11 protein-coding genes are annotated in these 15239 nt (G+C 56.9%); 2 read left to right on the top strand and 9 right to left on the bottom strand.

What is annotated here, in order from left to right; all coding sequences use genetic code 11:
* Positions 1–12 precede the first annotated feature (12 nt).
* From ACI5FR_RS10415 to ACI5FR_RS10385, 7 genes are all read right to left on the bottom strand, one after another.
* Positions 13–2634: a glycoside hydrolase family 2 protein gene (locus ACI5FR_RS10415; protein WP_405454062.1), complete on the bottom strand. Its 2622-nt coding sequence runs from the start codon at positions 2632–2634 to the stop codon at positions 13–15.
* On the bottom strand, positions 2624–4447 hold the full coding sequence (locus tag ACI5FR_RS10410; protein WP_405454059.1) for an MBL fold metallo-hydrolase: 1824 nt from the start codon (positions 4445–4447) through the stop codon (positions 2624–2626). The genes ACI5FR_RS10415 and ACI5FR_RS10410 overlap by 11 nt, the downstream gene beginning before the upstream one ends.
* A 27-nt stretch (positions 4448–4474) precedes the next feature.
* Entirely contained in the window at positions 4475–6037 is a 1563-nt protein-coding gene (locus ACI5FR_RS10405) for an FGGY-family carbohydrate kinase (protein ID WP_405454056.1), read from the bottom strand.
* Positions 6034–6705, bottom strand: a complete 672-nt coding sequence (locus ACI5FR_RS10400; protein WP_405454054.1) for an aspartate/glutamate racemase family protein — start codon at positions 6703–6705, stop codon at positions 6034–6036. The genes ACI5FR_RS10405 and ACI5FR_RS10400 overlap by 4 nt, the downstream gene beginning before the upstream one ends.
* Positions 6706–6944: 239 nt before the next feature.
* Positions 6945–7700 carry an alpha/beta fold hydrolase gene (locus ACI5FR_RS10395; RefSeq protein WP_405454051.1) on the bottom strand — a complete coding sequence of 252 codons (756 nt, stop codon included), beginning with the start codon at positions 7698–7700 and terminating at the stop codon, positions 6945–6947.
* A 182-nt stretch (positions 7701–7882) separates the two neighbouring features.
* Entirely contained in the window at positions 7883–8269 is a 387-nt protein-coding gene (locus ACI5FR_RS10390) for a DUF6220 domain-containing protein (protein WP_405454048.1), read from the bottom strand.
* Complete coding sequence (locus tag ACI5FR_RS10385) at positions 8266–9201, bottom strand: DMT family transporter (RefSeq protein WP_405454045.1); 936 nt, start codon at positions 9199–9201, stop codon at positions 8266–8268. Before ACI5FR_RS10385 ends, ACI5FR_RS10390 begins: the two co-directional genes overlap by 4 nt.
* A 132-nt stretch (positions 9202–9333) precedes the next feature.
* Between ACI5FR_RS10385 and ACI5FR_RS10380 the strand changes: the two genes are divergently transcribed.
* Positions 9334–10680 (top strand): aminotransferase-like domain-containing protein, encoded by a 1347-nt coding sequence (locus ACI5FR_RS10380; protein WP_405454042.1) that lies wholly within the window; start codon positions 9334–9336, stop codon positions 10678–10680.
* Between the two features lie 31 nt (positions 10681–10711).
* On the opposite strand, the gene ACI5FR_RS10375 is transcribed toward ACI5FR_RS10380, so the two are convergent.
* A complete protein-coding gene (locus ACI5FR_RS10375; RefSeq protein ID WP_405454039.1) occupies positions 10712–11149 on the bottom strand; it encodes a MarR family transcriptional regulator in 438 nt (145 codons plus the stop codon).
* Positions 11150–11314: 165 nt separating this feature from the next.
* Here ACI5FR_RS10375 and ACI5FR_RS10370 point away from each other — a divergent pair, with 165 nt between their 5' ends.
* Positions 11315–12319, top strand: a complete 1005-nt coding sequence (locus tag ACI5FR_RS10370; protein WP_405454036.1) for a carboxymuconolactone decarboxylase family protein — start codon at positions 11315–11317, stop codon at positions 12317–12319.
* Here ACI5FR_RS10370 and ACI5FR_RS10365 read toward each other — a convergent pair.
* On the bottom strand, positions 12309–15185 hold the full coding sequence (locus ACI5FR_RS10365) for a glycoside hydrolase domain-containing protein (RefSeq protein WP_405454033.1): 2877 nt from the start codon (positions 15183–15185) through the stop codon (positions 12309–12311). The two genes, ACI5FR_RS10370 and ACI5FR_RS10365, sit on opposite strands and share 11 nt — an antisense overlap.
* Between the last annotated feature and the right edge of the window lie 54 nt (positions 15186–15239).

The following is a 15239-nucleotide window of genomic DNA, read 5'->3' as shown; positions in this document are numbered from 1 at the left end:
TCTCTTATACTTTCAGCGGACCTGGACGACCCCCGTGTTCCAGCCGCTCAGGGACAGACGCCGCGAGACGGGAGGAACCCCGCTCCACTCCACGGCCACCGTTCGGCTCTCACCCGGGAGCAGGCTGAAGCCGTTGTCCGAGAAATAGGCGTAGCCCTCCGCCTCGAGCGGCCGTTCCTCCTCGAGCCGCAGCTCGACCGCGGCGGGGCCCCCGGCGTGGGATAGCTCCAGGCACCATGACGTACTTCCCGTCTCGCGCCTCGTGATCGCCACGGCCGCGATGGGCAGATCGAGCAGCGGCTGCAGATCGTCCGTCCTGCTGAATGTGTAACGGTTGTCCGCGACAAGCACGCCCGAGGCGTCCGTCAGGTCGACAGACAGGAAGAAGAGCTCTTCCCGCAGCTGTGCCAGCTCGAAGCCGACCATTCCCACCCGGATCGGCTTGCCAGCCGCCGGCCGACAGGCCTTGCGGCCTTCGGCGTACACGGTGCCGTCCGACCCGGCGATGCTCCAGGCGGCTTCCCAGCCTTCCTGCGGCGCCGGCTCGTCGCTGACCGCCCATAGTTCGGCGGCGAATGCCGGCTCGCCCGCCCACGCCTGCTTGGCGAAACGCGCCGTAACCGACACGGATCGATACGCTCGGGCCACTGCGTAATACGCCGGCTTCGGATGGGCATAATAATCGATCGCCGATGTGCAGTACGCATTCGGATAAGGCTCGTTGAACTGCCAGGGGAGCGAACCGCTGTTCTGCCCCTGCCGGCGGCGGTTGGCTTCGATCGCATAGCGGAGCCCCTCCGCCTGCAGCGATTGGCTCGCCCGGATCATCGTGTCGATGTCCTGAATCCGTCCGCCGAAAGCGCCCTGCACGAGCGGCTCGTTAATCCACCAAGCCCCGCGGTGGAAGTAAACGGGGTTGTCCTTGCTGGGCGGCCATTGATGGGAGGGGTGAATCGTCGCGTCCAGCGCCCTCCGGTTCGTCATCCCTTCCACCCCGAATTCGCTGTGGAGGAGCGAGGCGGCTCGGTTGTACAGCTCGTATTGGCCGGTCAAGCCTTGATGTTCCCAGGGGCCGTGAACGTCGTGCATCCCGTCCGGATCTTCATCGGCATTCTTGAGGCTGTTCATGAACAAGCGGCCGCTCGGAGACGTCGGCAGCCAGAGGGCGCCCGGATGAAGACGCTCGACCGCCTCCTTCAGCACACACAGCACCGGCTCGTCATCGTCCAGCGGCACGTCGCCCGGCCCTGTCAGCTCGTTGCCGCCGCACCAGAGGACGAGCGAGGGATGGTTGCGCTTCCGCGGGATGATCGCCTCCGCCTCCCCCGCCATCATCTCCAGGAATTCCGGGGCCGCACTCGGCCGGTTCGCGATGCCCGAGCTGGACTGAATGAACTCCTGCCAGACCATGATCCCGTAGCGGTCGCAGAGCTCGTAGAACGACTCCCGCTCGATCAGGCCGCCGCCCCAGACGCGCAGCATGTTCACCCCGGCGCGCCGGGCCAGCCGCAGCAGCCGCTCCAGCTTGCCGCTCCGCGGTACGCCATACATGACGTCTAGCGGCACCCAATTCCAGCCCTTAATGTAAATGCGCCGCCCGTTCACGACGAGCGTATACGGCCGTGCCGTCCCGTCCGGGGAGTCGTTCGCCTCGAACCGCACGTCCCGGATGCCGAACGCGATGGTTCGCACGGCGGACAGAGTCTCCTCCGGGATGTCGTCTTCCTCCGGTCGTACGACCTTGACCGAGATCTCAGCCTCGTAGAGTGCGGCATCCCCGGCGGAGCCGTCATCCCCTTCTTCGCCATGCGCCGACCCGCCCGGCCACCAGAGCCGCGGACGGGCCAGCTCGATCCGCGTGTTCAAGCATGTCGTCCCTATGGCGACGGCATGCCAAGTTCTGGCCGAGGCGACCGGCTCCCCTCGGAACCGAATGAGCGTCTCGACCTGAACCGTCAGCGCCGATACAGCCGACAAAGCGGTCGAGACGGAGAGCTCGGCCGCTTCCCGGTCCGCCGTGAGCTGCGGCCGGACGTACACATCCTCGATCCGCACCGGGCCTGTGACCTCCAGGAAAACCGCGTCCCAAATGCCCTGATGGATCATACGGGGGCAGAAATCCCACCAGTACGTCATCCGGCTTTTGTGCGTGCGAACGTATTCGGTTTTGCTCACTTGCGGCTGCTCGTCCGGGGCCTTCTGGATCACGACGGCCAGCAGATTGTCACCTCCGTACTGCAGCTCCTCGCTCACCTCAAACGCGGCGGGGGTGAACATGCCGGTATGACTCCCGAGCAGCTTGCCGTTCAGGTAAACGAGCGCCTCATAGTCGATCCCCTCGAAACACAGCTGGATTCGCCGGCCACGCAGGGTTTCTTCCACAGTGAACGTCTTCTTGTAGATCCATGTCCGCTGCGGCACCCATTCCACCAATAAACTGTTGCGCTCGAACAACGGATCCGGCGTTTCCCCGTTCCGCCACAGATCGTGCAAGACGGTTCCAGGCACCGTCCCTTTCCGCCACCACCGGACGTCCTTCGTATCCGGCTTCTCCGCGTGGCGCCAGATCCAATCCTCGCCGATGAAATCCTTCATTAACCAGTCGCTGCCGTTCAGCTCGATTCTATACGTCATCGCCCGGACCCCCATCTTCGGCAATCGTGATCAAGGCTTCTGCTAGCTGGCCAAAGCGGACGCCATCCGCGGTCAGCTCCACGGCGATCCGTGCCCGGCGTACCGGAGCGCCGATCGGGACGACTCTCAGCGCCAGCTCCCCCGACGTGCGGGCCGCCAGCTCCACCGCGGCTTTTCCTGGCTCTCTCCGCCACCGGGGCGGGAGAACGAGCTCAATCTCGACGAGCGCGGGCCGCGGAAACGGGTTCCTTACCTCCACGAGCAGTTCGACAGGTTCTCCGCTCCTCACTACGGATTGATAGGGCACGATGCGGGCACCGGTCCCTTCCGCTCCGAAATCGACGCGCTCCAGCGGGAGCAGCTCCCTGTGCAGCCGCTCCAGAGCGTCCCCCCGCTCGGTTAGCTCATCGAAGTAACCGCTGCCGGTCCAGAGCGGATCCCAGTGTCCGGTGAGGATCACATCCGGCTGAAGCGAAGCGTACAACGCGGCGCTTCGCGCATAGTCCCCCGCGTCGAACCGGTTTTTGTACACATAATTGTAGAGCAGCCCTTCGCCGCCTTGATATTGATCGCCCGCAACCAGCACCTTGCGACCGTCCACCTCGAGGGCGATCGCCACCGCGTACCGGGTATGGCCCGGCAGGGGATACAGCGTGAACTCATATTCCTCCCAACGGATCGGGATGCCGGTCGGCAATTCCCGGTCGACGTCGATCGGGTCGTACCAGAGGCATGGCAGGTCATACCGGTCCGGGCGGCGCAAAATGTCCGAGAATGTACCCGCGGCCCATACTTGCGTGCCCTCCTGCTGACGCAGGAGGTTGAAGCCGGCAACATGGTCGTCGTGATAGTGCGTGGGCACGACCACGTCCACACGGGTGACCCCGTATTGCCTTTTCAGCGTGCCGAGTGTGTAGAGCCAAGGCCGACGGGACGCCCGGTCCGTCTCCGTCGACACCCCCGTGACGAAGTCGTAGCCGAAGTCGAAGAACAGCGCCTGCCCGCTCTCCGACAGCAGCACGTAATAGTACGCCATGCCCGTCCGGTTGCGAAGCAGGTGGGGCGTAACCGCCTCGAACGGCTGCTCGCGCAGCAGGAACAGCCGAGGGTTGTGCTGCCGGTACCGCATCAGCTCGCGCAGCCGGTCAATCAGGGGAGCGACCGCTTCCGCCGGCCGGTCCATCGGCTCCCCGTGCGACGGCAGCAGCCGATCGGGGCCTCGGTCGAGCAGATCCAGCAGCGAAGCGACCGTAGCCGGCAAGCCTTCCCCGCCGTTGTACGTCCATTGCGTCGCCGCGAGCGACCACAGCTTGCCCGGGCCCGCGATCAGATCGCCGGTGAAGGCGCAGACGCGCCCGTCGATCCGCGCCATCAGGCTGATCGAGCCGATCGTGTGTCCCGGGGTCGGGACGATCGTCCACTCGATCCCGGCGAAGGTGCGGGTCTCGTAATCCTTCAGCGTTCCCGCGATCGGCACCGGGTCGAGCAGCGAGAACCGTTCCTGACGGACGTTGTAATTGTTCAGAACCTGGCGCGCCTGCCAGATCGCGTCCACTTCCGCGAACAGCTCCTGCTCCATATGCGGGACCCAGATCGGGATGCCGGCCTCCGCCGCGCGGGCAAGTCCCTGCCCCTGATCGCGGTGATGGTGCGTCATCAGAATCGCGCTCACCCGGCGCACGCCCAGTTCGGCGAGCCGGTCCAGCACCCCGCCGCTGCCGAAATCGATCAGGACGGCCTCTTCGCCGTTCCGGACGACGTACACCAAGCAGGTGTCGGGGTAGAGAAACAACTGGTCGGATATAGCCTGCATGCGATTAGTCCCTCCTCGTGGTATGCCTTATTCGCCGCTCAGGACGCCGCGATACAGTGCTCGGAGCGGCTCCTGCAGCGGAACGTAGCCTTCTTCGAACAGCTGGCGGTACCGGCTGTGCGCCTGCGGCTGGGGCTGCACCGACCGCACCTCGCCCGCCGATGCGGCCGCCGCGGCGGCCTGATCCACGTCGGCGTACAGGCCGCAGGCGACGCCGGCCAAGAGCGCCGCACCCAGCAAGGCCGCTTCCGGCCGCTCCGGTTGGCGAAGCGGGCAGCCGGATACGCTCGCCTTAATCTGCAGCCAGGCGGGGTTGTGGGTGCCTCCCCCTGTGACGATCAAGTCCCGAATCGCGGCACCGGTCGCCTGTTCTCCGGTCCGGCGAATCCATTCCAGCTCGTAAGCGGTGCCTTCGAGCACCGCCCGCAGCAGATCGCCCTGCCCGTGATCCGCGGTGAGGCCAACGAAGGCCGCCCGGGCTCGGCCATCCGGCCGCGGAGCTCCGCTGCCCGTCAGATAGGGGAAGAACAAAATCCCGGTCGGACCGGCCGCCGGGTCGAACCCGGCAAGCCGCTCCAATATGCGTTCGTAATCGAGCGCCGGCTCGGACAATACGGAGCGGAACCATTCCACCGCTCCTCCTGAAGCCGACAAGCCGCCCATCCAAAAGTACCGGCCCTTCGCCGGGTGGATGCCGAAAGCGAGTCCCGACATGCGATCCTGCGCGGTCAAAGCCCGCTCCGGCAGCACGCCAACCAGAGTCTCGGCCGTACCCATCGAATCCATGACCTGGCCCGGATTCACAACTCCGACTGCCAGAGTGGCCGCCACATGGTCGTGACCCGCTATCGTTACCGGGAGGCCGGCGGGCAACCCGAGAGCCGTCGCGGCATCCGGATGAATGCTGCCGACGGCTGAACCGCTCGGGATCGCTTCCGGGAAGAGCGATGGCTCCAGGCCGAAATGACGGACCCAGTCGCGGTCCCAGTCGCGGCGATCGAGGCGGAACGCATAAGTCCGGGCTGCCAGCGTATAATCCGTCGCCATCCTGCCCGTTAACCTGTAGGCCACGTAATCGGATGCCGAGAGCCACATGGAGCCGGAGAGCGCCCCGGGGTCATTCTCCTGCAGCCAGAGCAGCTTGGCCAGCCCGTGCTTGAAGCTCGGGTGCAGCCCGTGGGCGGCGAAGCGCTCCGCCAGGTCGCTCTCCGCTGCGATTCGCTCGGCCTGCGTTACCGCGCAGCGGGAGTACCAGGGAAGGAACGGCGAGCGGGCCCGGCCGGAATTCGGATCGACCAGCAGCCCGGTCTCGGCCATGCTGGCGATGCCGATCGCGGCAATCGCCCTCATATCCGCGGGATGGCCGGTTGTATCCGTACAGTCGCCGCCCTGTTCCGTGATTTCGCGGATTAAGCGCACGACGCTGGTCCAGAGCCGTTCCGGGTCGAAGTACGCCCAGCCCCTGTCCGTATAGACCTCGGTCTTCGTCTTCGCGAGCTTCAGCAGGTCGCCCCTCTCCGAGAATAACGCCGCCTTGCAATGGGTAGTTCCGATATCGAGCCCCAGGAGAGTGCTTCCGGTCGATTTCATCCGATCGCCTCCGACATCTGCCGGGCGACTTCCTCCATCCCCAGCCGCGGGCTTGACAGAAATTTCGGCTGCAGCTCCTCAGGCAGCGCCGCGACCACCCGGGCCATCGACGCTTGCGCGAGCACAACCACATCCACCTTCCCGACCAACTCTAACAGCGCTTTCGCGAGGATGCGGTCGTGCCCGTCCCGGTCCCCGCTGATCAGCCGCTCATACGCCTCCTCGGCTAGCGCCGGAGTCAGCTCGATCGGACTGCCGAGCTCTTCCGCCTTCCGTTCCAGCAACCGAAACGTCGGGTTCAATGTCGTGGGCATCGTAGCGGCGACGCCGATCCTCGTCCCGCGGTGAACGGCCGCTTCCGCCATGGCCTCGTCGATTCGCAGCACGGGAACTTGCATGATGAGCCGGGCCGCTTCCGCCAACTCGCCAACCGAGGAGCAGGCGCTCACTATGCAGGCGGCGCCCTGCTGCTCGGCGAACCGCGCATACGCGAACCAGCGCTCCCTTACATCCTCGATCCGGCCGCCATTGCGGAGCAGCTCAGGGAGAATGGAGTCGTCTACGAAGTTGAGGACGTCGCAGTCCGGCAGCAGTTCGGCGGCCAGCGCTTTCAAAGGATCTACCGTTACGGGAGTCGTATGGATAAATGCCAATTTGGATTGAGTCATCTTTGTATCGCCCTCCAACTCAAACACAAACCCACAGCCATTTTTGCATTGTTGCCGATCTAGTGGGGTGTTGATCATTTCTTTTCATTATATTTCTTGAAAACCACATCAGTCAACATTATTCAACACAAGATCACGCAAAGGAACTACAGTCCCCAAATGCGTCGAAACCAAATAAAAACAAGGTCAGGCTTATCCTTTCATGCCGACCTTGTTTGTTGTATTTTTTGGTATTCCTCCTAGGAATGAAACAAAAAATCATGGAGTTGATCGAGTAACGGCTGGGGCTGTGCCGCAATATACGAGGCATGATCCCCACTCACCACTACAAGCTTGCTATGAAGGAACTTGGCCATCTCATGAGCGTATTCCGGGCGAATGATATCCTTGTCTCCCATCACAAGCAGGACAGGTGCAGTAATTTGTTGCAGCTGCGCCGGTTCTAGAAAATCCTCTTTATTTCCTCGGTTCGCCATCTCAGCGCCTTTGGCAATAAGCTTTGACCAATCCTCGGGATGCGGAGCTACACGTTCGTATTCTTGCCTCATCTCGGATGGAAAAGCTTCTGCCGAAGCATGTTTAAGGCCTTCAACAATATAAGGAAAATAGCCATCCATACTATAAACCGTTGAGGCTAGCACCAGTCTGCGGATAAGGTGCGGATACAACTTAGCTAGCTGCAGCGCGATTGTTCCGCCTGCGCTATAGCCAAACACGTCCGCTTCAATGATCTCTAGTTGACTCAATAGATCAGCGGTATCATGGGCCATTTGAGCAAAACTTAAGGGACGATCAATGTCTGCGGTATGGCCATGGCCTTGCTGTTCAATTAAAACTACCTGGCGGTGCTGAACCAGGTCTGGCAACAGGGGGTAGAACATGCTCGCAGTTGCAAACTGACCATGCAGCATAATGAGCGGTTTGCCGCTACCGTGGATTTCATAATACATATGGAGTCCATTAACCTTCTTATAACCGCTTTTTGGATTATTCATGATTAGCCTCCTTTATGCGCTAGTGTGTTTGTGCAAGAAATACTATAGTAACCTCGACTGCGGATTATGGGTACTAGCATTTTAATTGTACAATAATGATTGTTTATAAGTTTCTTTTGTATTGCTATCTTTCATGAAGTTCCTATCGATGTCTACTCCAGTATACGGAATCGACCTAGTGCTCAATAGCGATTGGACTTCGACAAGTCGGCGGTTAACCGGATGACGGTCATCGTTCTAAAAAATAAAAACACGGCGATCACAGGATGGAGCGAGGCCAACCAGCCGATATCCGACCTAAACATGGCGCTCAGGGCGATCAGAATGATCATCCCGATCAGCATGCCGGTTTGAGCGCGAAGGGCCGCAGGCAGACGACCGATGAACGCCGTTACGAGCATAAGGACAGGAATAATCGAGATGTACACGGCAAAGCTTGAATGACCGGTCCAATGCTTCGCATCCTCAAACAAGGCCATACCGGCGATTAGCACCTGAACGACAATTCCAACGGCAAAAATCCATGCCAGCCATTTAAAAATTACAAGCATCTTAGTAACCATGTTCATTGAGTTAAATCCTCCCTTACTTTCCCTTTTGAAGTTTGGAGGAAATTCGCGCCTGTCACGCCCAAAATAATGAGACCGGCTCCAACGAGGTGATAATACTCCAGCTTTTCCCGCAGAAACACGACGCCACCGGCAAGCGTCACAAGCGTAGCCAAATGATTGAATACGCTGAGCTTTGTTGCTTCCATTTTGGAAAAAGCGAAGTTGGATAACCATGAAGTCACCAGTGTAGACAAGATGCCTAGATAGAGGATGGACATCACGAACAACGGATTTTGAAAGGGGACGTAAAACGTTCGGAGCGTTCCCTCTGAAAGGTGTTGAATGACGGATAAACTGTTGAAGAAAAGGAACCCGATCACGAGCATCACGATCGTCAAATCCGTTGCCCTGAATGTTTGGGCCAGCTTTCGGGCTAATACACTATAACCTGCGAGAGAAAGGACAGAGAGTAGAATAAGCATCGATCCTTTGATATTTGCCGTTTCAAATTGGAAGCCTTTTCCGACGAAAATATAAACGACGCCCGCTACCGATATTAAAGTAGATCCTTTTTGCCATACATTGGATGGCTCGTTCAAGAAATAGTGCGCCAAAACCATCGTAAAAATCGGAACCGTCGCATGAATAATTCCCGCCTCCGACGAAGTCGAATACACCATACCGAATGCCTGGAAGGCAAAGAAAAGCGCAGGATAAAACACGGCTAACGGCAGGATCGAAAGCACATCTCTCAGCTTGACCTTCAGCTTCATCCATCCGAACGAAACCGCAACGATTATAGCCGCGACTGATACGGTAAACCTGTGAGCCAGCGTATCGATTGGACCCACTTCGGCTAAGGCCGTCTTGACGAACATAAAGGACAATCCGACGATGCATGCATTGGCAATGGCTGCGAAATAAGGCTTCAACCGAGTAGTTTGAATCATGACCTTCACTCCTCACTTCAAATGGATGGAATCGCAGTTTTCTCAAAATCTATCGAATTTGTCCGTGCAAGGAGTTACAATGAGGAAAAGTATGATCTATACCGGTATAGATCTAATAATGAGGAACCTGTCGTGTACAAATATCAAATGATGTTTAATGAAATGGAAAGAAAAATGGAACGCCGCATCTTCAAAGAGGGAGATAAAATTCCCTCGATTCAAACCCTGGCCGAACAGTATGGCTGCAGCAAAAGCACCGTCCTCCGCATGCTCTCTGAGCTTGAAAAGCGCCATATGATTTATTCAATCCCCAAAAGCGGCTATTACGTGGTCAAAGGGAAACATGGAGACGAAGGAGCGGCATCTTCGATCATGCTCGATTTTGCAGCTTCCACACCGGATCCTGACGTGTTTCCTTATTTGGACTTCCAACAATGCATCAATAAGGCGATCGATACGTACAAAAACAACTTGTTTCGTTACGGCACCCAGCAAGGGCTCCCGTCCCTGATTCGTATCGTTCAAAAGCATCTCGCCAGCCACCAGGTGTTCACGAACGAGCGTAACATTGTCATTACGTCCGGCATTCAGCAAGCGCTTTTCATCCTGAGTTCCATTCCTTTTCCTAATGGGAAAAAGAAGATCTTGGTAGAACAGCCCTGTTATCATCTGTTCATCGCGATTCTGGAAACTGGGAATATACCCGCTGTCGGCATCCAAAGAACGGCGGAAGGAATCGATTTGGAGGAATTGGAAAGGATCTTTCGCACGGAGGATATTAAACTGTTCTATACGATGTCACGGTTTCAAGTCCCGCTAGGAACCGCGTACTCCAGGCAGGAGAAACAAAAAATTGTGGAGTTGGCACGAAAATACGATGTACTGATCGTCGAGGACGATCATTTGGCCGATTTGGAGCAGGACCGGAAAAGAGACCCCCTGTTCGCCTATGACACCTCCTCTCATGTCATATATTTAAAAAGCTATTCCAAAGTCATCTTTCCCGGCCTGCGCATCGGGGTGGCCGTTATTCCGGATGCACTGGTTGAAATATTTGTCCGATACAAAAAGCTTCAAGATATCGATAGCTCCATGCTGTCGCAGGGCGCCCTGGAAATCTATCTGAAGAGTCGCATGTTCGAACGGCACAAGGAGAAAATTCGCAGCTCCTATGCCCGCAGAGCCTCCATTATGGCTACTTGCTTGAAAGAACATGCCGGGAGGAGCAACGGGCTGTTCACCTTTTACCCACCGGATCAGCCCAGCATACACACTCACATCAGCCTGCAAGCCAGAATTCCTCTCTCTCTTCTGCTCGCTCGGCTCCAAAAACAGTCCATTCTACTAGAGCCGATTGACAAGCATTATTTATCCTCTTTTCCAAAAGCAAACGTGTTAAAGCTAAACGCTTCCCAGGTCAAAGAAGATGAGATAGCCGGGGGAATTGCGAAAATCGCGGAAGAGCTTCGGCGAATCTAAAAACGAGTCCTCTTTGTCGGAGGACTCGTTTTTATAACTCGTGCTTGAAATGGAATTGTCTCATGATCGTTAGAAGCAGCTGGATGCTGGTTTCCATCGATTCCATTTGCTGCTCCGGAACGTGTTTCAGAATTTCGGCACAGCCTTTGATCATCTTCTCATGAATTTTATTCAGTACCGAAAGTCCATTGTCGGATAGCCGGATTAACACCTCTCTGCGATTATCCGGATTCAATTGACGGTCTATTAACCCATTCTTGACGAGCAAATCCAGTGTGCGTGTAAGGGTCGAAGGTTCGACGCCCAATCTCGCTGCCAGCTCGCCGTGCTTGAATACATTCGTGCCGATATCCATCACGATATGAACTTGTCTGGGCGTCAAATCATCGATGAAGGACTTGTCCGATACCAGAATGGTAGACTTGACTAAGATCTCATTGAACAGCTCGCCCAAAAGGGAAGGATTCATTGCGCTCACCGGCCATTGTTTTTCCATATTATACAGCGGAAATATGCATTTATGCAACAATTGCAATTTGGGACTATTGACATTCAAAAAGTCATATGCATAATTGTATTTATACATATTTTATCACTATACAACATTTAGTGCGTTGAGATGAGGAGGACCTTCATGATCAAATATATCCAGCCGGTGAATAAGGACTCATTCAAGCCCATTTATAACCAAATTCGGAGGGATTTCGGCCTTGTCGGAGACATCTTCAAGATGCACTCCCCTTCTCCTCTTCTGTTGGCAGCCGTCTGGTCGGGATTAAGAGAGACGCAGCTGGTAGGCGTTGTGCCCCGGGATGTAAAAGAAGCCATTGCCGTAGCGGTATCCAAACTCAATCAATGTCCATTCTGCGTGGACGCCCATAGCGCCATGCTCATCGCTGCCGGCAACAAGGACGTGGCTAAGAAAATTAACAGTAACTCGGTTCATGAAATCGCAGACAGCAAGATGAGGGCGATGATTGAGTGGACACTCGCGACACGTTCACCCGGTTCTCCGCAACTTATCAATCGGCCGTTTTCTGATCAAGTTGCACCCGAAATCATCGGAACGGTCGTGATCAACAACTATATCAACAAAATGATGGATGTACTGCTGAATCAGTCGTTCATCCCGAAGCATACTTCTTTGAGAGCCGCCCTTTTCAAGACTAGCGCCGTTTATTTGTCGTCCACCGTGAGAAGAAGCAAACAACCTGGAGAATCGTTACCGTTTTTGCCCGACGCCCCCTTGCCGGAGAATCTCCGCTGGGCAGGATCCAATCGCATCATTAGCCGAGCATTCGCAAGTCTCGCCGCCGCCACCCATGCAGCGGGAGAGAGCGTTCTGGACGATCGTGCTCGCGAGGTTGTAATCGGGTATTTGGATCATTGGGACGGCAAAGATCCTGGAATTAGCCGAAAATGGGCGGAGCAAGCCGTCGAAAGTTTGTCCGGGCCTTCGCGGATCGCAGCCAAGCTCGCCCTGCTTACCGCCCTTGCTCCTTATCAAGTGGATGAGGAACTGGTGCACGTATTCCGAGCCGCCTATCCGGAAGACATACAGCTTCTTCATCTATTGTCTTGGGCCAGTTTTACGGCCGCTTGCAGAATCGGAACGTGGTGCGGGTCAACTATTGCATAACCGACTGAAGAACATGATGCAGCCAGTCCTCGGAGCGAGGAAAATCGGAATAATTATGGATGGCACCTAACCGCTCGTCGTCGGGATCGACACCGAGCGTCTGCAGCAGAGCGTAATCCTGCAGCCCTTCAGCGAAAATTTCCCACCGGATGGAATCGACAGGGCCATCCTCCCCCGGATAGACGACGAACGCATCGCCGTATGGGAGCTTTTTTTGACCGGCGGCTCCATCGGTATAAGGATCAACCAGCTGTTGTCCCTCGCAATATCGGTACCAATAATTGTAGCCCCAATGCAGAAAACCGAGCGTACGCAACCGATAAAACACCAGCCCCTGCATCCGCACTTTGATCAAGGGCGTGTCGAACAGTCGGTTGATGTAGCGTCCTCGCGGAATGACACAGTAGTACACCCAATGCGGGATGCGCTTCTCGACAAAGGCGTTGGCCGATCTGGCATCCGGTATGATGGCATCCATCAGACCAATGGCCGCCGAGGTATTTTTGTAAATAGCGTCGACGACCTTCATCCATGGGGCAAGCTCCTTCAACAGGTCTCTTGATTTCTTGTAGTTTTCGATCTCCTTCGGCTCGTCGGATACATGAAAAAACGATTGCTCCAAGATCCCCTCCTCAAGCAAAAACCGTTTGAATTCCGGCAAAAGTACGCTTAGGAAGTGGCGGTAGATCTCTCCCCCGCCGTCCAAATCCTCCGGAAACAGCAACTCCATGCTGCCATTCCTCTCCGTATAAATCCGTGTGGGCGTGCTCATCCTTCCACCGGAAGAACCATACGACCACAAATGCGTCCATTCAAAACGTTCAAATCCAAGCTCTTTCGCCAAATCGACAAACTTGCGGACCCGCTCCCAGTCGAAAGAGTACTTTCCCGGCTCTTCCGTTACTATTAGAAGCTGCGGAGGCCTTTCCATAATCTCGGGGGAGCGGATATTGAACAGAGGCACATAGATGGTGTCGCACCCATGATCAACCATGTTTTTGAGATATTTGGCGATCCATTCGAAGCTTTCATCCCCGAAGGGCCGCTGGCCGTACCAGTCGTAAATACAGTCTGCGTTCCACCAATGGGTGACTGGAAAGCTTCGGCGCTTACCGATGATTACGGATTTCACCTCGATGTCGGCGGACAAATTCATCGTCTCGGTGAAGGAGGGACTGCTGAAGCTTACCGTGATGCGGTATTGTCCCGGCTTGACTCGTTCAGGAATCTGAACGGTTATCCAAAACGCCTGATTCGTGAAGGCGCTGATTTTGGCGTGCCGATCGGGATAGAGGGGGTCGGGAACAAAGCCGGGAATGTAAGCCGAGCCGTCGAGCTCTTCCAACGGAACGTCCTCCGACAAATAAGCTTGCGGAACCCAGCCGACGCGCCTCACCTGAACGCCGATTCCATTAGGAGCTTCCGCTTCGCACTCCACTTGCAAGGAGAGCGGGCGGTTGTTTTTCAGACAAGCCTGAAACGAGATTCGAGCATTTCTTGCCGTTGTGAGCGACAATTGACTGCCGCCTTCCGGTGCCGACTTTGGAAAAACGCGCTTCAGTGAGGTTTGAAGCCAGAACGCGACGTAAGCATCTTCATGAACCGCATCGAACTGCAAAGCGGCAGGCAGCGGCATGATGGATGGCTGCAGCATGTGTAGGTTCGTCTGGGGCCACAGCGTAAACCCGGCGGAGGATCGCATCAGGTTCCCCCGTTTGACGTAGTCGATGATCGCCCGCTGCAGGGAGGTCACAGGCGTAAATGTGGACAGGTCGATGTCTGGCTGCTCGAATACAAGGTCGTACGTCTGCCGTTCGTCTCCGATCACCGGAAGCGGGTCGAACCTCCGTTGAAACTTGACCAGCTTCGACTCCGGCGGCAGGATGCGGGCGAGCGCCGGGTCCATGATCCACGACTTGCAGATGAACGCCCGGAACGGTACGCTCGGGAAGTAGTGCGCGAAGAACGTATACGCCTGCTCATACGCCTCCTCGCATTCGGCCTCAGACAGCTTGCTGCCGGACGGGATGTGCACGTCCACAACCGGATCGCCCTTAGCAAGAACTTCCTCCCACTCCTTCGGATCGAGCTCGATCGGTTCCTGTTGCACGATCCCTTCGGGTGTGACCGGATGACCGGCTAGCAAGGAGTCTGAGCGCTGCAGGATTGGCCGCCACGCGTCCGGCTCCCTTCGATTGTTCGTGCCGTCCGGCAGTCCATCCCCGCGATAGCGGACATCACCGTCGCATAACGTGACCATCGCCCCGGTTGCCCGGTTGCGGACAGTGAGGAAAGGCCAATGAAAGATGACGGGATTGAAGACGAGCCGGCCGAGCCGGAAAATGCGGGCATGGACGTGATGCCGGAGCCACCCTAGCTCCGATAGTCCCCATCTCCCATATCTTTTGTAATAATCCCGTGTATACAGACCGCCGAATGCGAGTGTCTCCATCGCGATCTTGGTCGACACTCCGAGCTTGTTGTACGCCTCGGATGCACGTTCGGATCCCGAGACCAGGACGGCTAGCGGCCAAATGGATGCCCGATTGCCCAGTTCTAGGTCAGGGAGTGGCCACGCGGATGCGTTCCCCCCCGTTCCCGGCGGCTCGTAAAAAATCATGTAGTGCCAGAAGCTCCCGAGCAGAGACAAACGTTCGTCCGCCGCGATAACCGGATACAGCTCGGCTATTGGCTTCATCGCCTCTTGCGGCAAATCGTAAATAAGGGCCGCGTCCTTCGGCATCCGGTCGAAGCTTGCCGTCCGCTCGTTTGCTTGCCTCCACTCCTCGAAAGCGGCCGAATATTCCAACAAGCTTGGCGGGGCATCCAGCCCCGTCAACTCCTTCATAACTTGCCCTAGCTTCATCTCCCACACCATCCCAGCTCAAATTCGATGGCAAAGAGGCTGTCGAATGATGAT

This window comes from Paenibacillus sp. HJGM_3, from assembly GCF_045062745.1.
Classification (GTDB): Bacteria; Bacillota; Bacilli; order Paenibacillales; family NBRC-103111; genus Paenibacillus_AA.
This window is presented reverse-complemented; position numbering and strand designations above follow the sequence as displayed.

Excerpts from the sequence above, each read along its gene's own strand:
- ACI5FR_RS10365 (WP_405454033.1), bottom strand. The coding sequence starts at position 15,185 with ATGAAGCTAGGGCAAGTTATGAAGGAGTTGACGGGGCTGGATGCCCCG.
- ACI5FR_RS10385 (WP_405454045.1), bottom strand. The coding sequence starts at position 9,201 with ATGATTCAAACTACTCGGTTGAAGCCTTATTTCGCAGCCATTGCCAAT.
- ACI5FR_RS10370 (WP_405454036.1), top strand. The coding sequence starts at position 11,315 with ATGATCAAATATATCCAGCCGGTGAATAAGGACTCATTCAAGCCCATT.
- ACI5FR_RS10400 (WP_405454054.1), bottom strand. The coding sequence starts at position 6,705 with ATGACTCAATCCAAATTGGCATTTATCCATACGACTCCCGTAACGGTA.
- ACI5FR_RS10390 (WP_405454048.1), bottom strand. The coding sequence starts at position 8,269 with ATGAACATGGTTACTAAGATGCTTGTAATTTTTAAATGGCTGGCATGG.
- ACI5FR_RS10410 (WP_405454059.1), bottom strand. The coding sequence starts at position 4,447 with ATGCAGGCTATATCCGACCAGTTGTTTCTCTACCCCGACACCTGCTTG.
- ACI5FR_RS10375 (WP_405454039.1), bottom strand. The coding sequence starts at position 11,149 with ATGAATCCTTCCCTTTTGGGCGAGCTGTTCAATGAGATCTTAGTCAAG.
- ACI5FR_RS10395 (WP_405454051.1), bottom strand. The coding sequence starts at position 7,700 with ATGAATAATCCAAAAAGCGGTTATAAGAAGGTTAATGGACTCCATATG.
- ACI5FR_RS10405 (WP_405454056.1), bottom strand. The coding sequence starts at position 6,037 with ATGAAATCGACCGGAAGCACTCTCCTGGGGCTCGATATCGGAACTACC.
- ACI5FR_RS10415 (WP_405454062.1), bottom strand. The coding sequence starts at position 2,634 with ATGACGTATAGAATCGAGCTGAACGGCAGCGACTGGTTAATGAAGGAT.